Origin of the sequence: Nocardia coffeae (assembly GCF_019890715.1) — a bacterium.
Lineage (GTDB): Bacteria > Actinomycetota > Actinomycetes > Mycobacteriales > Mycobacteriaceae > Nocardia > Nocardia jiangxiensis.
This window is the reverse complement of the sequence record NZ_JAINZY010000019.1, coordinates 42,121-64,055: the sequence shown is the minus strand read 5'-3', so window position 1 is coordinate 64,055 and position 21,935 is coordinate 42,121. Positions and strand designations below refer to the sequence as shown.

The 21,935-nt window shown below is 67.2% G+C and carries 15 protein-coding genes and 1 tRNA gene; 7 read left to right on the top strand and 9 right to left on the bottom strand.

All coding sequences use genetic code 11. The features are described from left to right. Window positions 1-27: 27 nt before the first annotated feature. A complete protein-coding gene (locus K7711_RS41630) occupies window positions 28-876 on the bottom strand; it encodes a hypothetical protein (RefSeq protein WP_222977666.1) in 849 nt (282 codons plus the stop codon). A gap of 213 nt (window positions 877-1,089) precedes the next feature. Between K7711_RS41630 and K7711_RS41625 the strand changes: the two genes are divergently transcribed. Then, window positions 1,090-1,623, top strand: a complete 534-nt coding sequence (locus tag K7711_RS41625) for a hypothetical protein (protein WP_222977664.1) — start codon at window positions 1,090-1,092, stop codon at window positions 1,621-1,623. An 11-nt stretch (window positions 1,624-1,634) separates the two neighbouring features. Here K7711_RS41625 and K7711_RS41620 read toward each other — a convergent pair whose 3' ends face one another. Beyond that, complete coding sequence (locus tag K7711_RS41620) at window positions 1,635-3,164, bottom strand: FAD-binding protein (RefSeq protein ID WP_222977662.1); 1,530 nt, start codon at window positions 3,162-3,164, stop codon at window positions 1,635-1,637. Window positions 3,165-3,313: 149 nt separating this feature from the next. Here K7711_RS41620 and K7711_RS41615 point away from each other — a divergent pair, with 149 nt between their 5' ends. Next, the gene (locus tag K7711_RS41615; RefSeq protein WP_222977660.1) at window positions 3,314-4,636 is read left to right on the top strand and encodes a hypothetical protein; all 1,323 of its coding nucleotides are present in this window, start codon (window positions 3,314-3,316) and stop codon (window positions 4,634-4,636) included. Window positions 4,637-4,671: 35 nt separating this feature from the next. Here the strand turns inward: K7711_RS41615 and xdhC are convergent, their stop codons facing one another. Genes xdhC through K7711_RS41600 form a run of 3 tightly spaced genes read right to left on the bottom strand, consistent with a single transcriptional unit; the run spans window position 4,672 to window position 9,477 of the window. Beyond that, a complete protein-coding gene (xdhC, locus tag K7711_RS41610; protein WP_222977658.1) occupies window positions 4,672-5,553 on the bottom strand; it encodes a xanthine dehydrogenase accessory protein XdhC in 882 nt (293 codons plus the stop codon). Beyond that, a complete protein-coding gene (xdhB, locus tag K7711_RS41605; protein ID WP_222977656.1) occupies window positions 5,546-8,044 on the bottom strand; it encodes a xanthine dehydrogenase molybdopterin binding subunit in 2,499 nt (832 codons plus the stop codon). Before xdhB ends, xdhC begins: the two co-directional genes overlap by 8 nt. After that, window positions 8,041-9,477: a xanthine dehydrogenase small subunit gene (locus K7711_RS41600; protein WP_222977654.1), complete on the bottom strand. Its 1,437-nt coding sequence runs from the start codon at window positions 9,475-9,477 to the stop codon at window positions 8,041-8,043. The genes xdhB and K7711_RS41600 overlap by 4 nt, the downstream gene beginning before the upstream one ends. Before the next feature lie 594 nt (window positions 9,478-10,071). Between K7711_RS41600 and K7711_RS41595 the strand changes: the two genes are divergently transcribed. Together K7711_RS41595 and K7711_RS41590 are read left to right on the top strand one after the other, a co-directional pair. Further along, on the top strand, window positions 10,072-11,442 hold the full coding sequence (locus K7711_RS41595; protein WP_222977652.1) for a nucleobase:cation symporter-2 family protein: 1,371 nt from the start codon (window positions 10,072-10,074) through the stop codon (window positions 11,440-11,442). Between the two features lie 133 nt (window positions 11,443-11,575). After that, window positions 11,576-12,460 carry a sterol desaturase family protein gene (locus K7711_RS41590; RefSeq protein WP_222977650.1) on the top strand — a complete coding sequence of 295 codons (885 nt, stop codon included), beginning with the start codon at window positions 11,576-11,578 and terminating at the stop codon, window positions 12,458-12,460. 114 nt (window positions 12,461-12,574) lie between these two features. On the opposite strand, the gene K7711_RS41585 is transcribed toward K7711_RS41590, so the two are convergent. Continuing rightward, window positions 12,575-13,999: an MFS transporter gene (locus tag K7711_RS41585; protein WP_222977647.1), complete on the bottom strand. Its 1,425-nt coding sequence runs from the start codon at window positions 13,997-13,999 to the stop codon at window positions 12,575-12,577. A 361-nt stretch (window positions 14,000-14,360) separates the two neighbouring features. Beyond that, a tRNA-Met gene (locus tag K7711_RS41580) sits at window positions 14,361-14,434 on the bottom strand. Between the two features lie 535 nt (window positions 14,435-14,969). On the opposite strand from K7711_RS41580, the gene K7711_RS41575 reads away from it, so the two are divergent. Continuing rightward, window positions 14,970-15,521, top strand: coding sequence for a transglycosylase family protein (locus K7711_RS41575; protein WP_235748615.1), 552 nt, complete (start codon window positions 14,970-14,972; stop codon window positions 15,519-15,521). Between the two features lie 89 nt (window positions 15,522-15,610). Here the strand turns inward: K7711_RS41575 and K7711_RS41570 are convergent, their stop codons facing one another. Next, on the bottom strand, window positions 15,611-18,610 hold the full coding sequence (locus K7711_RS41570; RefSeq protein ID WP_222977645.1) for a UPF0182 family protein: 3,000 nt from the start codon (window positions 18,608-18,610) through the stop codon (window positions 15,611-15,613). A 233-nt stretch (window positions 18,611-18,843) separates the two neighbouring features. On the opposite strand from K7711_RS41570, the gene K7711_RS41565 reads away from it, so the two are divergent. Next, window positions 18,844-19,437 (top strand): PPA1309 family protein, encoded by a 594-nt coding sequence (locus tag K7711_RS41565; RefSeq protein ID WP_222977643.1) that lies wholly within the window; start codon window positions 18,844-18,846, stop codon window positions 19,435-19,437. Between the two features lie 18 nt (window positions 19,438-19,455). Here the strand turns inward: K7711_RS41565 and K7711_RS41560 are convergent, their stop codons facing one another. Further along, the gene (locus K7711_RS41560; protein WP_222977641.1) at window positions 19,456-20,481 is read right to left on the bottom strand and encodes a YlbL family protein; all 1,026 of its coding nucleotides are present in this window, start codon (window positions 20,479-20,481) and stop codon (window positions 19,456-19,458) included. Between the two features lie 50 nt (window positions 20,482-20,531). On the opposite strand from K7711_RS41560, the gene K7711_RS41555 reads away from it, so the two are divergent. Continuing rightward, window positions 20,532-21,935 (top strand): zinc-dependent metalloprotease, encoded by a 1,404-nt coding sequence (locus K7711_RS41555; protein WP_222977639.1) that lies wholly within the window; start codon window positions 20,532-20,534, stop codon window positions 21,933-21,935.

Below are 21,935 nucleotides of genomic sequence, written 5' to 3'. Positions count from 1 at the left end.
CGGGCCGAAGCCCGGAAACCGGCAACCTCAGCCCGCGGCGCCGAGTGCGAGTTCGTAATCGCGACAGCGAGCCGAGAGGGCCAGGCCCGCCGTGGCCAACGCCGTGCGGACGCGCTGGTCGTCGTGCTCGAAGACGCGCAGCACCAGGGCCTGTGGCACCTGGTCGTGCAATTCGGTGATGACCGCGCCGACCAGTGCGGCCAGGCCGCCGGGATCCACGTCCTGATAGGTGAACCCCTCCCCCGCGTCGATGTACGCCGCGCTGCCCACGACCGAGGTGGCCACGCTGGCCACCGGATCCACCGAACCCGGTGTCAGCAGGGCGACCACGAGCGCCTCACCGGCCGGTTCGGTGGATTCGGCGAGGGCGTGCAGCACACAGTCGACCGGTTCGGCGAAACTCAGCGCCATCGGAGCCCGCCAGGTGCGCGGTTCGGCGGTCCACACGCGGGCGTGTTCACCGACCGCGACCGCGCCGAGCGCGGCGGCCGCACGTCCCTCGGGACCGATGTCGGTGCCGCGCCACCGCAGCACCCGATAGCCCAGTGCCCGCGCCTGTCCGGCCGCACCGGCCAGCAACGCCTCCACGACGGCCTCCTCGGCCGCGGTGGCCGGTTCGAAATCGTAGTGCCCCAACCGAATCCGCCGGGCATACCGCGAGACGTAGACGGCTTCGGTCAGTGCCCGCGCATGTTCGTCGCCGGTCAGCGCGGCCCAGCCGAGCAGTTCGCCGTCGCGCCGGGCGGCCAGGATCCCGAGTCGGCCGGGCGCAGGCCCGAGATCCTCGGCGACGGCCAGTCCGGCCGCACCGGCCAGCTCGTTCGCCAGGCGCAGACCTGTTCCCGGATGCCGATCCCATTCGAGCACCAAGTCCATATCCGCACAGTAGCCACGAAATTTGCTGTTTGATTACCAGACACGGTGCGAGGCGCCGGTGAGCCCACTTCGAGTCACATCGTTCTGCTCTATCACGATCCAGACTCGTGTGATACATCGCCAGCTCGAAGTGGTGCTAACGTTAGCGAACCCAAGGTTGCCAATCGGTAACAGGGAATGTAGTTCAGTCGGGCTTCAGCAAGGAGAATTGCGATGACAAGCTCACTGCGACTCGGCCGCACCCGTACCGTCGCCGCACTGGCGGCAGCCGCTTGCCTCGGCGGGACAGCCCTCGCGAACGCCATGCCCCTCACCGTCGATCCGCATCCCAGCGCGGCCGCCAATCTGGTGACCAACGCGAATTTCCACAGCGGACTCAGCGGCTGGTCCGGCCACGTCTATCACGCGAACGTCGGCGGCAGCGGCGCCAGCGTGCACGACAACGGCTACATCGGCCAGGACGTCCCGGTGACCAACGGGGCGCGGTACACCTATTCGGTGCGGGCCGGTGCGAATCCAGGCGGTTCGGTACTCGCCCTGGCACTGGATTCGCGGACCGGCGTGGCGTATGTCAGCCGCTCGGTGACCGCGCCGACCACCGTCGGCCAGACCTTCACCGCGGTCGGCCCGACGGTGTACATCGCCTGCCAGGCCACCGGCGCCGCTGCGGGCGGATGGTGCAACGACTTCAGTCTCGTCGCCGCACCCGGAGCGTCCAGCGGATCGGCCGGCACCGGCTCGGGCTGAGGCCGCGGCGCTCAGCCGAGCATGTCCAGTGCGGCCAGGTGACTGAACAGCACCGAGGCGCCGATCGGATTGCCGCCGCCGGGATACACCGTGCCGCTCACCGCGGCCATGGTGTTGCCCGCGGCGTACAACCCGCGAATCGGTTCCCCGGACGCGGTCAGCACCCGCGCCGCGCTGTCCGTGCGCAGACCACCCTTGGTGCCCAGATCCGAGATGCCGAAGGCAGCCGCGTGATACGGGCCCGCGCCGATCGGCACGAGCGGTGATTCCCCGTTGGAGAACGCCCGGTCGTACGCCTCGTCACCGCGCCCGAAATCCTCGTCGCGGCCGCGTTCGGCCAGCTCGTTGAACCGGGCCACGGTCGCGACCAGCGCCGGGCCCGGCACCCCGATCCGCTCGGCGAGCTGCTCGAGCGTGTCGGCGGTGTGCCACAGGCCCGCGGCCGCGTACTGCTCCGGCTCGACCGTCGGCACATTCGTCGCCTGCACCGGCGGGACCACGCCGGTGCTGTCGTCGTAGATCATCCAGTACGGCAATATCGTTGCGCCACTGCGCATCTGCTCGATGACCTCGCGGCCCACCCGATCGTAGGGCGCGGATTCGTCGACGAACCGCACGCCGTCCTGATTGACGAACAGACCGCCGGTGAACCACAGCGCGAAGGCCGCGCGCCCGTCCGGATGGATCATCCCGGGCGACCACCACGCCTGGTCCATCAGGTCGGTATCGGCCCCGATCGCGATCGCGGCCTCGTGCGCGCGGCCCAGATTGCCCCACGGGCCCATGGTGTCCCGGGCCGTGCCGGGCACACCGTACCGCTCGCGCAGCTCCTGGTTGCCCTCGAAACCACCTGCGGCCAGGATGATTCCGCGACGGGCGCGAACGGCGGTCCGCACGCCCTCGCGTTCGACGACGGCCCCGGTGACCGCACCGTCCTGCACGATCAGCTCGGCCAGCGCGGTGTTCAGCCGCAGTGCGGCGTTCGGAAACTTCGACAACGCCAGCAGGAAGCGGCCGATCAGGGCCCGCCCGCCGATCAGTGTGCTGGGTTGTTCCTCGCCGAGCCGGTCGGTGGCCAGCGGGCCGCGCACCGAATCGCTGAGCGCGCCGAGCCGATCGGCGGGCAGCGGGGTCGGGATGATGTGCCGATTGCCGTCCAGGCGCGCTCCGGGCGCCTTGCCGAAGTAGTCCGGCCAGGGGAAGACCTGGAAGGAGAAGCTGTCGTCCTGCTCGAGGTACTCGATCACCTCGCCACCGCGACGCACGTAGGTCTCCTGCAACTCGGCCGACGTGCGGTCGCCGACCACCGCCCGGAAATAGGTCAGCGCCTCGTCGAGGGTGTCGTCCACGCCCGCGCGCCGCAGCACCGGATTGCACGGAAACCACATGCCCCCGCCGCCGGAATACGACGTGGTGCCGCCGAATTTGTCGGTCGCCTCCACGACCAGCACGCTGTGCCCTTCGCGCGCGGCGGTGTACGCACCGCACAGCCCGCCGCCCGAACCCGCGACCAGCACATCGACTTCTTCGTCCCAGTTCACACCGCACCACTTCCGCCGGAAAAAATCTCCTCCGACGGTAGCCAGCGCAGACCTGCCCGGAAGGCAACTGTCCCGATCATTGGACAGCGACTTCTCAGCTACCAGCGTTTCGCCTGTCCCATTCGGGCGGTGCGGGTAGTTTTGACCGGGTGCGATATGCGCACGGAACCGTGGAAGCGATCACCGCATTCCTGGCGACCATTGTTGCCGGGCTGTCGCTGACGTTGCCGGTCGATTTTCGATGGGGCGTCGATTCCGGTCCTCTGCAGCTGAACATGCTCGCCAACAGTCAACCGCGAGCCATTGCCGCCGGGGCGATCGTCGCGGTGATCGTGGCGACTTTCGCCGCAACCGCGCTGAACGAGCTGGTGGCCTGGTGCACGGCGTTGTTCGGCATCGCGGTGCTGTTCGTCAACCATCTGCTCGGACAGTCGGCCGGGCCGGAATCCTCGCTGACCACCCTGAATTTCCTCGATGCGCTCGCGGGCGGTGTCCTGCTGGGCGGTCTGGCGGCGGCGGTGTTGCACCGGCGGATATCGGCGTTCGGGTGGACGGTCGGAGCGATCGGCAGCCTCGTCATCGTCGAGGCGCTGCCGGCCCCGTTCCGCACCGGAACGACCGATCACCACGTCCGGGCGAACTGGGTGCCGGGCAATTCGCCGCCGGCGTGGATGATCGGTCTGGTCCTGCTGTTGATCGCGATCAGCGCCTATCTGAACCGACGCCAGCCCCCGGCGAACCGGCTGTCGGTGGAGCTGCCGATGGCGCCGATCGTGACCGGCGTCATCCTGATCGCATCCCGGCTGTCCCTTGCCGGGTGGATCACACATCATGCGGACAGTGCGTTGTCCATCGTGGTCTGCGCGGCGGTCACGGTGGTCATCACGGGGGTCGCCGCACTGCTGCTGCCGGGTCGCGAGGGCATGTTCGTCCTGCTCGCCGCGGCCCTGACAGCCGCCGGGAACGCGGTGGAGCCCGCCGCCATCCCGCAATGGTCCGTCCCGTTCCTGATCCTGCTGTGTGCGGCCGGGGTGCTGATGGGGGTGCGGTGGTCGTCCCTGCCGGTCGCACTGGCCACGGCGGCGGCCCTGGCACTGGGCGCGGTGCTGCTGACCCACGTGCACAACTCCGTCACCGACGCGATCGCCGAGGTGGCGCTGGTGCTGATCGCGGGCTACTGCCTGGGCACCTCCCCGCCGAAGCACAGTGCGAGCCGGGTGCTGGCGATCGTGATCCTGCTGGTTCCCTCGGTGATCCTCGCACTGCGTGCCCGCCTCAGCTTCGGCACCTGCGATCTGGTCGGCGCCGACCGCGCGGTCATCTGCGAATTCGACGAACGTTCCTCCGCGGCGCCCGGGTGGACGGCCTTGGCGATGATCGCCGGATACGCGATCTTCGCCTACCTGATCAGCCGCAGGCCGATGGTTCCGGATACCGCGCCGGCAACGCCGCGAACGACCCCATCCTCCTGAAACCCTATGTCCGACAAGGAATGCGCAGGACTCGATCAGACCTGCGGTCCCGAATGCGGGAGCGGAATCCGGGGCTCCTGCGGCGTTCGGGGTGACGCGGCGGCGCGGTCGCGTTCGAAGGTGAGCAACAGATCCGCGGCGACGCTGACCGCGATGGTGGCCGGATCCTTGCCGGTGATCTCGGGCAGGCCGATGGGGGTGCGGATGCGGGCGATGGATTCGGGGGTGTGACCGCCCTCGGATTCGAGGCGGCGACGGAACCGAGCCCATTTGGCCGACGAGCCGATCAGGCCGATCGAACCGAAATCGCCGCCGCGCAGGGCCGCATCGCAGAGCGCGGCGTCCTCGGCGTGGTCGTGGGTCATGATCAGCAGGTGGGCGCCGGGCGGCAGTTCGGGCAGCACCTGTTCGGGCAGCAATGGCACCTCGTGCACGTGGATCCGGGCCGGTGCGTCGCGCAGGACGGACAGCCGCCGGTCATCGAGCATCTCGTGCCGGGTATCGATCAGATGCAGGTCGAGATCGTGGCGAGCGAGGATGCGTGCGAGTTCCAGCCCGACGTGCCCGACCCCGAAGATCGCGACGGCGGGCACCACCGGCAGCGGTTCCAGAAGCAGCACAACGGTTCCCCCGCAACACTGCACACCGTGCCGGTTGATCACCTTGTCGTTGAGCGCGAAATCCATCAGCTCCGGCTGCGGGTCCGGCGAGTCGATCAGCTCGCGGGCCCGCTCGACCGCGACCGCCTCGACATTCCCCCCACCGATCGACCCCCAGGTATCCGCCCGTCCCACAACGAGTTTCGCCCCGGCAGGCCGCGGCGCATGCCCGCGCACGGCCGCGACGGTGACCAGCACACCGGGCTCGCGGCGGTCCCGCAACCGCATGACCGCCGTCACCCAGGTCAGCTCAGCCATGACCGAGAACTCCCGTGCCGTCCGGGATCTCACCCATCGGCCGACGTCCCGCACGCGCGATGTCCGGCCGCGCGGCACCTCTCCCGTCACCGGCCGGACCCACCCCGACCGGAACCGGATCGGCGAACGAAACCTCCTGCATGGCAACCTCATCCGCGTGTATCCCGCGACGCGACCGCTCGATCGCCCAATACACCGCCTCCGGTGTCGCGGGTGAGGGCAGATCGATGCTGACCGTGGCGGGACCGAAGGCCGCGACCGCCGCCCGCAACGCCTCACGCACCGAGAACGCGAGCATCAGCGGCGGCTCACCCACCGCCTTGGAGCCGTAGACCGCGCCCTCCTCGGTGGCATCGGCCAGCAGTTCGACATTGAACTCCTCGGGCATCTCCGAGAAGCTGGGCAGTTTGTAGGTGCTGGCGGCCTGGGTCAGCAATCGGCCGCGGCCGGGTCCGTCGCCGGTGTCCCAGCGCAGATCCTCCAGGGTGAGCCAGCCCGTCCCCTGCACGAAACCACCCTCGATCTGACCGATATCGATCAGCGGGGACAGACTGTCGCCCACGTCGTGCACGATGTCGACCCGCCGGATGCGGTAGGCCCCGGTGAATCCGTTCACCTCCACCTCACTGGCCGCCGCGCCGTAGGCGAAGTATTTGAACGGCGAACCGCGCATACTCGCCGCATCCCAGTGCAATCCCTCGGTCCGATAGAAACCGGCCGCGGACAGCTGTACGCGCTGCCGGTAGGCGCTCCGCACGAGATCGTCCCAGGCGACGCCGTCACCGGAGACGCCCAGCGGCCGGGCCACACCGTCCACGATCCGGACATCCGCCGCACCGCACCCGAGCCGGGTCGCGGCGACCTGCGAAAGTCGTTCGCGCAGCTGCTCACATGCGTTCTTGATGGCCGCGCCGTTGAGATCAGCACCGGAGCTGGCCGCGGTGGCCGAGGTGTTCGGCACCTTGTCGGTGCGGGTCGGGGCCAGCCGTACCGTGTCCAGCGGGACGCCCAGGGTGGTCGCGGCGACCTGCAGCATCTTCGTGTGCAGCCCCTGACCCATCTCGGTGCCGCCGTGATTGATCAGGACCGAGCCGTCCTTGTAGATCAGCACCAGCGCACCGCCCTGATTGAACGCGGTCAGATTGAACGAGATGCCGAATTTGACCCCGGTGATCGCCAGACCCCGTTTGACGTGCCGATGCGCGGCGTTGAACGCCTCGATCTCCCGGCGGCGAGAGGTCAGATCGGCGTTCTCGTGCACCTGCTGCCACACCGTTTCGATCCGCTCCGGCGTGCGCACCAACTGCCCGTAGGGCGTGCACTGACCCGCGGAATAGAAGTTGCGGCGGCGCAATTCGGCCGGATCCAGACCCAGCAGCGGTGCACAGCGCCCGAGCAGATCCTCCATCACGAGCATGCCCTGCGGCCCGCCGAACCCGCGGAAGGCGGTGTTGGAAGTCTTGTGCGTCTTGGCGATTCGGCCGCTGATGCGGGCGTGCGGAATCCAGTAGAGATTGTCGACGTGGCACAGCGCGCGAGCCAGGACCGGTTCGGACAGATCCAGACTCCAGCCGCCGTCGGCGGTGAGGGTCGCGTCCAGTGCGCGCAGGCGGCCGTCGGCGTCGAATCCGGCCCGCCAGACGGCGTGGAATCCGTGCCGCTTGCCGGATATGGTCAGATCCTGAGTTCGGTTGAGCCGCAGGCGAACCGGACGTCCGGTGAGGGTCGCACCGAGCGCCGCGATGGCCGCGAACCCGTGCGGCTGCATCTCCTTGCCGCCGAAGCCGCCGCCCATCCGCAGGCACTGCACCGTCACCTCGTGGCTGCGCAACCCCAGCACGTGCGCGACGATCTCCTGCGTCTCCGAGGGATGCTGCGTGCTGCTCTGCACGAAGACCTGCCCGGACTCGTCCACCATCGCCAGCGCGGCATGCGTCTCGAGGTAGAAGTGCTCCTGCCCCGAGAATTCCAGCTCACCGCTGAAGATCCGCACCGATTCGGCGAATCCGGTGTCGATGTCGCCGCAGCGGATCTGCGGCTGCGCACCCTGGAAACTGCCGGCCTCGATCGCATCGGCGATGGTGATCAGCGCCGGGAGCGGTTCGATACCGACCTCGACGGCCGCCGCACCGAGCCGAGCCGCCTCGAGCGTCTCGCCGAGCACCCAGCAGACCGGATGCCCGTAGAACATGACCTCGGTGGGGAACAGCGGTTCGTCGTGCTTGACTCCGGCATCGTTGATGCCGGGCACGTCCTCGGCGGTGAGCACCCGAACCACCCCCGGCACCGCCAGCGCGGGTGCGGTGCGCAACGAGGACACCCGCGCATGCGCGCACATGACCTGCACGGGGTAGGCGTGCAGCACGTCCTTGGTTCGATGTACCAGATCGTCGGTGTAGAGCGCGGCACCCGTGACGTGCAGAGCGGCACTCTCGTGCGGCATCGGCACACCCACCGACGGGTCCTCCGGTCGTTGCGACAGAGCGCTCATACCGCGGCCCCCTCGGTGGTGCGCGCATACATCTCGCGCAGACTCTGCCCGAGCATGGCGCGGCGGTAACCCGCGCTGGCACGGTGGTCGTCCAACGGGGTGCCCTCGGCTTCGAGAACCCGCGCCGCCGCCGCGATGGTCTCGGGTGCCCAGGGTCGGCCGGACAACGCCGATTCTGTGTCGTAGGCGCGGACGGGAGTTTCGGCCACTCCGCCCAGTCCGATTCGGACCGAACGCACCACGTCGTCGTCGACGTCGAGCGCGAAAGCCACTGCGACACTGGAGATATCGTCGAAGCGACGTTTGGCGATCTTGTGGAATCCGGACAGTCGGGCGAGCGGACGCGGAATGTGCACGGCGCAGATCAGCTCATCGGGGCGGCGCACACTCCGCCGATATCCGGTGAAGTAGTCGGCCAGATCCACCTCGCGCTCCCCGGCCGGGCCCGCCAACACCACCGACGCGCCCAGGGCCAACAGTGCCGGTGCGGCGTCACCGATCGGCGAACCGGTGCCGAGGTTGCCGCCGAGGGTTGCACTGTTCCGGATCAACCGGGAGCCGAACTGCGGGAACAGTTCCGCCAGCAGCGGCACCTCGCCTGCGAGTCGCCGTTCGAGTTCGGTGAGGGACAGGGCCGCGCCGAGTTCGAACCGATCGGGTTCGACGCGCAGCACACGCAGTTCGGGCAGCTGATCGATGGCGATCACGTAGTCGGCTCGGCGGGCGCGGATGTTCACCTCCACACCCCAGTCGGTGCAGCCCGCGACGACGTCGGCGTCGGTGTGCGTGTGCAGTAACGTCACCGCCTCGGTCAGCGTCGCGGGCCGGACGAAGGTGCGGCCATCCTGCTCGAGTACGGTCGGCGCCGGTTCGGGCGGCGCGGCCGCACCGCGCCGGGCGAGCGGATCGTCGGCGTCCGGTGTGCCGATCGCGAAGGCGGCATCGCGAATCGGTCGATATCCCGTACAGCGACACAGATTTCCGCTCAGCGCGTGCAGATCGAATCCGTTCGGGCCGTGCTCGGAATCCGCCGGGCCATCGGCTGCCACCCGGTCGGGCCGGTAATATTCGGCGGCCATACTGCATACGAATCCCGGTGTGCAGTAACCGCATTGGGAACCGCCGCGAATCGCCAGCTCGCGCTGCACCGGATGCAGCGCCTCCGGCGTACCCAGCCCCTCGGCGGTGACGACCTCCTGCCCGTCCAGTGCGGCAACCGGAATCAGGCAGGCGTTGACCGCGATCCATTCGGTGCGCCCGACGATCCCGGGGCGAGCGAGCATAACCGAACACGCACCGCATTCCCCCTCCGCGCAGCCTTCCTTACTCCCGGTGAATCCCCACTGCCGCAGGAATTCCAGCAGAGTCGTCGTCGGCGCGGCCGGAGAAATCGGCATGACTTCTCCGTTCACCGTGATCCGCGCCGTTACCATGGCAAACCCTCTTTTCGCTGTCGATCGAATGAACGTGCGGTCGGGTCGAGGACGACAATCACCATTTTAGGCGGCTTTCTGCATCGAGCGTGCCAGGCGAATTCGGTGGCGCATATCGATCTGCGCCGGAAATCCGGAAGGGTGGACGACACCGTCCGGAACGAGACGAAATACCCGGTCAGCAACCGTGCGCGACGCGGCCGGGAATCCAGACCCGGCGGTGAGCGAGACGACGCAGATCGCACTCGACACCCATCCCGATCACCTCCTCACATCGACCGTGCAACACGCTGGAATTTCAACGTACTCACCGCTCGCACGACCGGTCAAGCATCGCCGCGAGCACTCCGCGCCTTTGGGATGATCCTCCAAACGACACAACGTATTTCATCGTTCCGATCGGATTATCCACCGAACCGGCGCGACAGGGGTGTTACCTCCGGTAAACATATCGTTGCGGCACGGCCGGGCATCGACTCGCGGCATTTACGCTTGCGCCGCGGGACGTTCGCCTGACGAATTTCCCGCGACACTTTCGCGCCGGGAGTTCCGGCCGTCGTCGGCCGGTATATCCGCTCGCCCAGGAGGCTTGCCATGTCATTGCGCTTCTCGCGTCCCTCGCGCAATCCCGACGACGGGCCGCCCCATCCGGTCGACGAGGTGCCGCCCCCGGCCCGGCTCGCGCTCCTGGGCCTGCAACACCTGGCGATCATGTACGCCGGTGCGGTCGCGGTTCCGCTGCTGGTCGGCGGCGCGCTGAAACTACCGCAGCACACGATCGGCATTCTGGTGAACGCCGATCTGCTGGTCTCGGGGATCATCACGATCGTCCAGTCCGTCGGCATCGGCAAGATTCTGGGCGTTCGACTGCCGCTCGTGGCGGGGGCGACGTTCACAGTCGTCTCACCGATGATTCTGATCGCCGAGCAATTCGGCGGCGGTGCGGCGGGACTGCCCACGGTGTACGGCGCGATTCTGGTGTCCGGCGTCTTCGGTCTGATCATCGCGCGCTTCTTCGCCACGGTGGTTCGCTTCTTCCCGCCGCTGGTGTCCGGTTGCGTGATCTGCGTGATCGGGCTGTCGCTGATCGGCGCGGATGCCGGGCTGATCGCCGGCAACGACCCGAAATCGCCGGACTACGGCCAGATTTCGCACATCGGCCTGGCCGGGCTGGTGATCCTGATCATCGTGCTGATCCACCGATTCACCCGCGGCCTGATCAGTCAGCTGGCGGTACTGCTCAGCATCGTGATCGGCACGATCGTCGCGATCCCCATGGGGCTGGTGCATCTGGCCGAGGTCGGTAAGGCCGGATGGTTCGGGATCTCGCATCCGTTCCTGTTCGGCGCCCCCCAATTCCACATCGCCGCAATCATTTCCATGTGCGTGGTGATGCTGGTGACGTTCACCGAGTCGACCGCGGACATCGTCGCGGTGGCCGAGATGGTCGACAAACCGCTCCAGCCGGGCGATCTGGCGCGCGGCCTGGCCGCCGACGGCCTGTCCGGCGTGCTGGCCGGACTGATGAACTCCTTCCCCGACACCGCGTTCGCCGAGAACGTCGGCCTGGTCGGGCTCACCGGTGTGCGCAGCCGATGGGTGGTCACGGTGTGCGGCGTGCTGCTGGTGGCGCTGGGACTGGTGCCGAAGGTCGGCAGTCTCGTTGCGGCACTTCCAGATCCGGTGATCGGCGGGGCGGCGACGGTGATGTTCGCGATGGTGACCGCGGTCGGCCTGCGTGTGCTGCACAAGGTCGAGTTCGACGGGACGCACAACATGCTGATCATCGCGGTGACGTTGTCGGTGGCGCTGCTACCCTCGGTCGCGCCGAACTTCTACACCAAGTTCCCCACCGACTTCCAGATGATCGCCGCCAGTCCGATCACCTCCGCGGTGATCGTGGTGTTCGTGCTGAATCTGCTGTTCAACCACTGGCGGGCCGGCACCCGGGCGGCGGCGAGCTGATCCGGGGAACCGCGCGAACATCCCCTGTCCGGGGGATGTTCGCTCACCTGCCGAGGTGACGATTTCGCCCCCGGAACTTCCTACCGTGATCGGTGACGGCGGCACAGTGCGGCCGGCTCGCCAGGAGGTAGGGATGTCCAACGGTCTGTTCCTGTACGCGTTACCCGCGTTCGTCGTGCTGATGCTCGTCGAATGGGCGGGATACCGGTTCGATCCGGATCGCCGCGGCGGCACGATTCGCGATTCGACCACCAGCATCTCCATCTACCTGCTGGGGCGGGTGGCCAAGATGTTCGAGCGTTTCCTGGTGCCCTTCTCCATCCTCGGGGCGGCGGTCGCGCTGACGCCGTGGCACCTGAATCCGCACGAGTGGTGGGTGTGGGCGCTGGGCCTGGTGGTCACCGATTTCTGTTACTACTGGGCGCACCGGGCCGATCACCGGATCCGGCTGCTGTGGGCCGGGCACAGCGTGCACCACTCCAGTCAGCAGTTCAATCTGACCACCGCGGTGCGGCTGCCCTGGCTCATCCCCGGGACGTTCATCCGCTCGGCCGCGTGGATCCCCGCCGCGCTGATCGGCCTACCGCTGTGGATGATCTTCCTGCTGCAGTCGATCGGCCTGCTCTACCAGTTCCCGATCCACACCCAGCGAATCGGCAAACTCCCCGCCCCGATCGAGTACATCTTCAACACCCCCTCGCACCACCGCGTCCACCACGGCTCCAACAACCCGTACCTGGACAAGAACTACGCCGGAATCCTCATCATCTGGGACCGCATGTTCGGCAGCTACGCCGAGGAACTCGAACCCGTCCGCTACGGCCTGACCAAGAACATCGACACCCACAACCCCCTCGAGGTCAACTACCACGAATTCGTCCGCATGATCTCCGACGTCCGCCACGCCCACACCTGGCGAGCCCGCCTCGGCCACATCTTCGCCCCGCCGGGCTGGACCCCGGAACCGGTCGCCACCCCGCACGCCTCGGAACTGGAACCCGTCGGAGTCGGCGATTGACGCCCGCGCTCGAAATACTCGCGGCGGAAGAATCCCACCCGCTCGAGATCGTGACGGGAGATCACGCGAACGAGCGACTGGTGGCGGTCGGTACCGGCAAACTCCGCTTCGGCTTCACCGTCTGGCGGGATTGTGGGAGGGCAGAGCGAAGCACAGCGCGGCCGCTGCCGCCAGTGCGACGATGACGGCCAATGTGGCTGCGGTGAAACCGGTTTCGTAATCGACGGTGGCGAAGAACACGCTGCTGAGGGTGGCGACTCCGATCGCGCCGCCGAACTGTTGGGCGGTGGTCCACAGGCCCGAGGCCGAGCCCGCGTAGCGCTGGGGCACAGTACTGAGGAACAGGGTTGTCAGGGGCGGCTGGACGAGATTGATGCCGACACCGATTACGAACAAGCCTGGAACGAGCAACCATGGACCGATTTCGGTTGCGGCAGTGTGGGATACGGCGAGTACCGCGAGGGCGCCGATCGCGCCCAGCAGCGTTCCGGTCACGACGGTGACGCGGCCGAATCGTACGGTGAGCCGTCCGACGAGCGGGGCGATGGCCAGCGCACCGAGGGAGAACGCCACGGTCACCACCCCGGCCCGCAGCGCGGAGTAGTGCCGACCGTCCTGCATCCAGAGCACGAACACCAACTGGAATCCACTGAAGGCAGCAAAGGCCACCAGCTGCACGATCAGGGCGACACCGTTGTTGCGTTCCCGAAGCAACTCCCACGGCAGCAGGGCGCCGTCGCGAAGATCCGCGCGGCGATGTTCGGCGACGACGACCAGCGCGACCGAGGCGACGCCCGCGAGGAACAGCAGCCAGATCCACACCGCCCAGTGATACGAATGCCCTTCCAGCAGCGGAAAGACGATCGCCACCATACCCGCGGTCAGCCCGGTGGCGGCCGGCCAGCGTGGCCGCTGCGCATCCTCGGCGCGGTTCTCCGGGATCAGCCGGAGACCGAGGACGAGCAGGACCACCGCGACCGGCACCGTCACCCAGAACACCGCCCGCCACCCCGACCCGCCGACGTCGGCGGTGACCAGCACGCCACCCAGCACGAGACCACCGGCCTGAGCGAATCCCGCGACCACACCGAAAACGCCGAGGACGGTCGCGCGTTCGGGCCCACGAAACAGCACGAACAGACTCGCGAGCACCTGCGGCGCCACGATCGCGGCCGCCACCCCCTGCGTGGCACGGGCGGCGATCAACTCCCCGGGACTCTGCGCAAGTGCGGACCAGGCCCCGGCAGCGGCGAAACCGCCCAGCCCCGTGAGGAATACACGCTTGCGCCCGAACAGGTCACCCAACCGCGCGGAGGTGATCATGGTCGCGGCGAAGGCGAGCAGGTACGGCGTCGCAATCCAACCGACCTGCGCGGACGTCGCGCCGAGACCGGCCTGAATCGCGGGAAGACCGACGTTGACGACCGTGACGTTGAGCAGATCCAGCATGAAACCCAGTACGAGGATGATCATCGCCACCCACCGCCATCGGTACGGCGTGTCGGGTGCGCGATCCTCCGCGGTGATCGGTTCGGACATGACGAAATACCCCCTGAGCGGTCGGTACGCGTTGTTCAGCAGCAGACCGAACTTCCATATTTGAACTCGCTGGTTCAATCTAATGATCTCGTCCGCGAAGGGCAACAGCGAGTTCTGAAGCGCGAGTTCATCTGCCGAGGGCGAGGACTGCACTGCACAGCCCTCGACGGGCCGCGATGTGATGAGGATGCGGCGATGGCGGTGACATGGCGAAGGTGAGCCGCTGAGCGGCGGTTGAATCCGACGCATCTACGCCGATGGGCACGTGCGGGCGAAGTGGGCATCACGCTCCTGCGCGCGGCGCACGATGCCGGAAAAGAAAAACGGCCCGGAACCTGATGGTTCCGGGCCGCTTCGCTAGTAGCGGGGACAGGATTTGAACCTGCGACCTCTGGGTTATGAGCCCAGCGAGCTACCGAGCTGCTCCACCCCGCGTCGGTGAACACAACATTACACACGGGTGGTTCGCGATCGCAAATCGCCTGGTCGATAAGGGTTTTCGGGGTACAGAACGAGCGATTTGGATGATCTTGACTCTCCCGCTCCCATGTGACTGTCATCACATCCCAACGGATGCAGGGGTACGTGGTGGCTGTTACTTCGCGCACGCACGCGTGCGTCTCCAATGCAATAGGAAAATAACGTGATCCATGGCACAAATTGGCGGTGATTAGCGCCACATAATAGACAAATAACAGACCGACCAGAATTTACCATTATGGCATTGCCGACCTGCATGGACAGCGATTTTTCAGTTATTCGCTTCATGCAATTCCGTACGTTATCAAGACGTGATCTGCTGAAATTTGTTCGTTATGGTCGTCGACGACCCGGATCGACACCGTGACGGGCACCCATCCGAACCGCTGCCACCGGCAACCCTGCCCCGCGGTACGGGAAACCCCGACCACCTGGGGGCAGGGACTCGGCGTAAATCGCCGTGTCGGCGGGCACGGGGAGGGACAACCACATGAACAAGAACCGGAAGATCAGCAGTCGCGCCCTCGGCCTCGCCGCCGTGACCGGCGCCCTTGTTGCCGTCCCGTTCGGAATCGCCGGTACCGCCTCGGCCGCGCCGACCCACGACTGGGACGGCGTCGCGCAATGTGAGAGCGGCGGGAACTGGCACACAAATACCGGTAACGGCTACTACGGCGGTCTGCAGTTCACGCAGAGCACCTGGCGGGCGAACGGTGGCGACGGCATGGCGAGCCAGGCCAGCAAGGAGGAGCAGGTCCGCGTCGCGGAGAACGTGCTCAACACCCAGGGCGCGGGCGCCTGGCCCGTCTGCGGCAAGTACCTGCGCTGGGGCGCCACCAGCTCGCCCGAGGCCGCGGCTCCCAAGCCCGCCCCCGCCCCGGCCCCGGCCGCTCCCGCTGCACCGGCCCCAGGCAGCCGCGAGGCCATGATCGCCCAGGCCCAGGACACCGCCTCCCAGGTCGCCAAGAAGCTCGGCTTCGATGCGCAGTACCAGCAGGTGCTGCAGCAGAACAGCGGGCTGATCCAGTCCCTGGGTCGCTGATCCGGCGAAAGACTCCCCATACCGGAGACTCGAACGGCGTCGCCATCATTGTGATGGCGACGCCGTTCGCGTATTGCGAGCCGGGCGGACTAGCCGCCGGACTTGTTGTAGTCGTCGATGGCCTTCTGCAGATCCTGGAAGGCCGAACCGAGCTTGCCGAGATCACCGGACTTCTGGGCGTCCTGCACATTTTTCAGCGCCGTGTTGAGTTCCTGGACCGCGGTATCGCGCGCGGCCGAGGAACCGGTCGGCGGGATCACGGGCGGAGGCTGGGTCGCCCCCTGATTCGGCGTGCTCTGATTCGGCGACGTACTCGTCGCGGCCTGCCCCGGCTGCTGGGTCGCGGCCGCACCCAAGCCGGGCTGCATGCTGTTGAGCGCGTCGCCGAGCGTGGCCTCGTAACCCACGTTGCCACCGTAACTGGCCAGCACCTTCACCAGCTGCGGGAACGATGCCGCACTGGCACTGTTGCGTTCCAGATACCAAGGCTCCACGTACAGAATTCCGCCGTTCCCGATGGGTAGGGTCAGCAGATTTCCGTATCTGATCTTGTTGGTATTACCGCCGGTCAGAGTCGTTCGCTCATTGGATACGCGCGCATCCGTCGTCATCGACGTCTGCACCTGTTGCGGACCCTGGGTCTGCGAATCGGTCGGTAGCTGCAACACCGTGAACTTGCCGTAGTCGGCCGGATCCGAACTCACCGAGATGTACGCGGCCAGGAACTGACGCTTGTAACCGACCATCGCGCTGGTCAGATCGAAGGACGCCTGCCCGGTGGCCGGATTGCCCTTGAGGACGTAGTACGGCGGCTGATTGGCACTGGTCGGCGTGTCCGAGGTCGGATCGCTGGGCACCGACCAGAACGCGTTGTTGGTGAAGAACTCGCGCGGGTCGTCCACGTGGTAGCGGCCCAGCATGTCCCGCTGCACCTTGAACAGATCCTCGGGGTAGCGGAAGTGCGAGCGCAGCTCCGGGGTGATCGCACTGGCCGGTTTCACGGTGCCCGGGAACACGCCCTCCCAGGCCTCGAGCACCGGATCGGTCGGATCGACGGCGTAGAGATTGACCGTGCCGTCGTAGGCGTCGACGGTCGCCTTGACCGAGTTGCGGATGTAGCTGACCTCCTTGCGGGGCAGCACCCGCCCGGTGTTCTGGTCGATGCTGTCCTGGGTCAGCCCGTCCAGCGAGGAGTGCTGGGCGTAGGGGTAGTTGTCCAGGGTGGTGTAGGCGTCGACGACCCACTGGATGCGGCCGCCGACCACCGCCGGATAGACGTCGTTGTCGGTGGTCAGCCACGGCGCCACCTGCTGCACGCGGTCGCGGGGATCGCGGTTGTAGATGATCTTCGAATCCGAGCCGATCGCGCCGGAGAACAGGATGTTGCGCTGGGCGTACTTGGCGGCGAAGGCCAGCCGGTTGAACCAGTTGCCGATCGGCACGCCGCCCTTGCCGTCGTAGGTGAATTGCTTTGTGCCGGTGTCGTATTCACGCGACGGCTGGTCGTTGCCACCGACGATGGCGTAGTCGTCGTCGGATTTGGCGATCATCTCGCCGTAGTAGATCCGCGGCTGATCGACCTGGATCGCTTCCTTGTCCTTCTGCGAGAACAGATCGCTGACGGTCGACTTGTCACCGACGTTGAACACCGGGTAGCCGTAGGTGCCCGAACTCGTATTGGTCCCGTTGGCCACGCCCGTGGCCGCCTGCGAGGTCTCCTTCGGCGGCGCGACGTTGACGCGGTTGGCCGGGGAGGCGACGAATCCGTCACCGTGGGTGTAGACGGTGTGCTTGTTGATCCAGTCGGTCTGGTTGCCGGACAGGTTCTGCGGCACCAACTCTCGCGCGGCGACGATATAGTCCTGGACCTGGCCGTCGATCGTGTAGCGGTCGATGTCGAGCGGATCCGGGAAGCCGTAGAAGTTCTGCAACTGCTGCTTCTGGATGAACGTCTGGGTCAGCAGATTCGGATCCAGCAGCCGGATGTTCGAGATGGTCTGCTGATCGGCCGGGATGCTGGTCGGATCCTTGGTCTGGTTACCCGAGTAGTCGACGTACTGCACCTTGTCGCCGTCCAGACCGTACGCGTGCCGGGTGGCCTGGATATTGCGCTCGATGTAGGTGGACTCCTTGGTGGCCGCGTTCGGGCGCACCTCGAACTGCTCCACGATCAACGGCCACACCGCGCCGACCAGAATCGAGGACAGCACCAGCAGCGCCGCGGCCATCGCCGGAACGCGCAAGTCCCGCAACACGACTCCGGCGAAGAAGGCCAGCGCGCAGATGATCGCGATGGACAGCAGAATCAGTTTCGCGGGCAGCACCGCGTTGATATCGGTGTACGAGCCACCGGTGAACGTGGGCTCCTTGCGAGTGCTCGACAGCAGCGAATACCGGTCGAACCAGTAGGCGATCGCCTTGAGCAGCACGAAGATTCCCGCGATGACCGCCAGCTGGATACGCGCCGGACGGGTCAGCGTGCCTTCGCGCCCGGCCAGGCGCAGACCGCCGAACACGTAGTGCGTCACCAGATTCGCGAAGAACGCGATCACAGTGGCGACGAACAGCCAGTTCAGCAACATCTTGTAGAAGGGCAGATTGAACGCGTAGAAACTGACGTCCAGGTGGAACTGCGGGTCCTTGATGCCGAACGCCCCGCCGTGCAGGAACAGCTGCACCGTCACCCAGCTCGACTGCGCCACCAGGCCGCACAGCAGGCCCACCAGCAGCGGCAGGCCGATGCCGAACAGCCGCAACCGGCCCATCACCGTCGTGCGGTACCGCGCGATCGGATCGTTGGGACCCGCGACCGGGACGAACACCGGCCGCGCCCGGTAGGCCCCCAGCAGCGCCAGCCAGATGATCAGGCCGACCACCAGGGTCACCACCACGAACAACACGATCCGGGTGAACAGCACGGTGGTGTACACCTTGCGGAAACCGACTTCACCGAACCACAACCAGTTGGTATAGGCGTCGGTCAGCCGCGGCCCGACCAGCAGCAGTGCTGCTATGACGAGGGCTGTCACCAGCAGCACACGGCTGCGGCGAGACAGCGAAGGTAAGCCTGTCGGGGGGCGCATGCCCACGATGCCACTCTCCCAGGTCCGGCGGCACGCCGGTCCGAGTTCGTGACCGGCGCACCGCAGTTGCTTGCGTTGGGGGTGGTCCTTTACGGACCATTCGGGCCCCACTCTACGTAAATCCTGATCACGTGCACCGAACTCCCTAAGGAAGTGGGTGCGTGTGCTGGTGCGAGGTGTGCGCGAGCGAGCGGGGCCGACGAGTGCGCGACGCTTCGATCCCCCTAGACTCACCGCGCGTGACCGTAGACAACCCGGCCTCCGCCCTCTACCGCTGCATTCGCGAAGTGGCGGAGTTCGCCGATGCCGAGGGGTGGGACCGGCCGCCGCAGATGTTCGCACTGGTGCCGACCGCGGATCTGGTGGCCGCCGAACCGGCCCTGCAGGATCAGCTCGACGACGGCGCGGAGCTGACTCCCATTGCGCAGGAACCACTTCCCGACGACGTGACCGGTGAGCTGGCCCTGGACGAATTCCTGGCCACCACCAGTTGGCCCGAGGCCGTGCGCGGGTGCGTGCTGGTCCAGCAGATCGTGGTGCTGCCCCCCGACGCCGAACAGACCCTGGACGACGCCATCGCCCCGCTGCTCGCAGACCGCGACGCCGCCGACCGCGCCGGCCGCGACGCCGCCATCACCCACCCGGGCCGCCGCGACGCCCGCCTGTACGCAGGCGTCCTGCGCGAGGGCGTCTCACTGTGCCTGCTGCAGGTCCGCCCCGACGAGGACGACGAGGACGACCCCTTCGGCACCGACCTCGACCTGCGCACCGCCCCCAACCTGGCCCCCAACATCATCGAGGCCCTGGCCCACACCCTCGAGAACGAGAACTAGCGGAGTATTTCGGCCCCCTCAGCTGCAGCTGGGGGTGGGCTTTCCGGCGTTCAGGTCGTCGAGGGCGGTGACGGCGGTGGTGAGGGTGTCGACCTTGATCAGTTGCAGGCCCTTCGGGGTGCGCTGACGGGCCTCGTTGCAGTTGTCGGCGGGGACCAGGAAGGTCTGCGCGCCCGCGTCGTGGGCGGCGATCATCTTGTACTGGATGCCACCGATCGGGCCGACCTTGCCGTCCGGCTCGATGGTGCCGGTGCCCGCGATGAACTTGCCGCCGTTGAGTTTTCCGGTGCTGAGCTTGTCCACCAGACCGAGGCTGAACATCAGCCCGGCGGACGGACCGCCGATGTCGGCCAGATTGAAGTCGACCTGGATCGGGCCCTGGGCGACCTCGGTGGGCGTCACGCCGAGATAGCCCTTGGCCGAATCGTCCGGGCGCGCGGCGAGTTTCACCTCGACGGTCTGCTCGGCTCCGCCGCGGCGCACCACGATCGGCACCACCGCGCCGGGCTTGGCGCCCTGGACCGCGCTCACCACATCCGCGGAATTGGCGACCGGTTTGCCGCCGACGCTCACGATCTGATCGCCGACGTTCAACACTCCCTTGGCCGGGCCGTTGTCGGCGATGCCGCCGACCTGCACATCGGTCGGATACTTCAGGAAGTGCAATGCGGCCAGTTCCGCGTTGTCCTCGGAATTCTTGAAATCCTGCTGATTGGACTTGTCGACTTGATCACGCGGCACGCCCGGCGGATAGACCTCCGCACGCGGCACCAGACCGTAGTTTCCGTCCGCCCACAACCCGAACGCCTCGAAGATATTCAGCCCGTCGCGAACGGACACCGTTGTCATATTGAGATTTCCGGCGGTCGGATTCACCGTCGCGCCCCGCACGTCGACGACCTGTTTACCCTCCACCACGCCGAGCGTATTGAAGGTGGGACCAGGGCCGAGTGCGACGAAGGGCACCGTCACGGCGCTGCCGACGATACCGAGAACCAGGACGGGTATCAGGGCGGCCAACAGGGTGAGGATCCGACGATTCACCCGGCCCACAGTAGCGGCTCCGGTTCCGGCACCCGCGTAGCCTTGGGGGCATGAGCGACGTGCCCTTCGGATTCTCGAACCGCGATGACGACGACGACCGCAAACGCGGCGACGAGCATGGCGGCGCCGGGGCGAACAATCCGTTCGAATTCGCCATGGGCGGTTCGGGCGCGGCATTCGATCCGTCGCAGCTCGGGCAGATGCTGACCTCGCTGGGTCAGATGTTCTCCAATATGGGCCAGCCCGGCTCGCCGCAGGACGGCCCGGTGAACTACGACATCGCCAAGCGCCTGGCCCGCCAGCAACTCGGCGCGAGTGTGCCGCCGGTGTCCGCGGGCTCGCAGAGCGCGGTCAACGATGCCGCACATCTGGCCGAGCTGTGGCTCGACGCGGCGACCACGTTCCCGGCCGGTGCGACCCGGACGGTGGCCTGGACCGCCAACGACTGGATCGAGGAGACGCTGCCGACCTGGAAGCGGCTGTGTGATCCGGTGGCCGAGCAGGTCTCGGGCATGTGGACCACGACGATGCCGCAGGAGGCGCGCGAGTTCGCCGGTCCGATGCTCGGCATGCTGGGACAGATGGGCGGGCTGGCGTTCGGCTCGCAGCTCGGTCAGGCTCTCGGCCAGCTCGCCGGGGAGGTGCTGACCTCCACCGATATCGGCCTGCCGCTGGGTCCGGACGGCACCGCGGCACTGCTGCCCGCGGCGATCACCGAATTCAGCAAGGGACTGGAGCGTCCCGAGAGCGAGATCCTGGTCTATCTGGCTGCCCGCGAGGCCGCCCATCAGCGGTTGTTCGCCCATGTGCCGTGGCTGCGCCAGCAGGTGCTCGGCGCGGTCGAGGACTACGCACGCGGCATCCGGATGGACTTCTCGGCCATCGAGGAGGCCGCGCAGGGGATCGATCCGATGATGCTGGCCGATCCGTCCAAACTCGAGGAACTGCTCTCGCAGGGCACATTCGAGCCGCAGGCCACGCCCGAACAGAAGGCCGCGCTCGAACGTCTGGAGACGATGCTCGCGCTGATCGAGGGTTGGGTTCAGGTCGTCGTCGCCGAGGCGGTCGGCGATCGCCTGCCCGGTGCGGGCGCGCTGGCCGAAACCCTGCGTCGTCGTCGCGCGACCGGCGGCCCGGCCGAACAGACCTTCGCGACCCTGGTCGGTCTGGAGCTGCGCCCGCGCAAGCTGCGCGAGGCGGCCGAACTGTGGCGGCGGCTGACCACCGACGCCGGGATGCAGGCCCGCGACGCGATCTGGGCCCACCCCGACCTGCTGCCCAGCTCGACGGATCTCGACAATCCGGCCGGTTTCATCGACGGCGTGATCGGTGGTGGCACAGGCGAGTTCGACGATCCGCTCGCCCAGCTCGCCGAGACCGAGGAGCGCGAGCGTCAGGAGCGCGAGGGCAGGTCCGGCGAGCCCGAGAAGGGTTCGGACGGCACCGAGAAGTAG

What these genes read in the sequence shown, in the direction of transcription:
- K7711_RS41555 (WP_222977639.1), top strand. Translation starts at nt 20,532, where the DNA reads ATGAGCGACGTGCCCTTCGGATTCTCGAACCGCGATGACGACGACGAC.
- K7711_RS41575 (WP_235748615.1), top strand. Translation starts at nt 14,970, where the DNA reads ATGAACAAGAACCGGAAGATCAGCAGTCGCGCCCTCGGCCTCGCCGCC.
- K7711_RS41595 (WP_222977652.1), top strand. Translation starts at nt 10,072, where the DNA reads ATGTCATTGCGCTTCTCGCGTCCCTCGCGCAATCCCGACGACGGGCCG.
- xdhB (WP_222977656.1), bottom strand. Translation starts at nt 8,044, where the DNA reads ATGAGCGCTCTGTCGCAACGACCGGAGGACCCGTCGGTGGGTGTGCCG.
- K7711_RS41630 (WP_222977666.1), bottom strand. Translation starts at nt 876, where the DNA reads ATGGACTTGGTGCTCGAATGGGATCGGCATCCGGGAACAGGTCTGCGC.
- K7711_RS41590 (WP_222977650.1), top strand. Translation starts at nt 11,576, where the DNA reads ATGTCCAACGGTCTGTTCCTGTACGCGTTACCCGCGTTCGTCGTGCTG.
- K7711_RS41585 (WP_222977647.1), bottom strand. Translation starts at nt 13,999, where the DNA reads ATGTCCGAACCGATCACCGCGGAGGATCGCGCACCCGACACGCCGTAC.
- K7711_RS41600 (WP_222977654.1), bottom strand. Translation starts at nt 9,477, where the DNA reads ATGGTAACGGCGCGGATCACGGTGAACGGAGAAGTCATGCCGATTTCT.
- xdhC (WP_222977658.1), bottom strand. Translation starts at nt 5,553, where the DNA reads ATGGCTGAGCTGACCTGGGTGACGGCGGTCATGCGGTTGCGGGACCGC.
- K7711_RS41625 (WP_222977664.1), top strand. Translation starts at nt 1,090, where the DNA reads ATGACAAGCTCACTGCGACTCGGCCGCACCCGTACCGTCGCCGCACTG.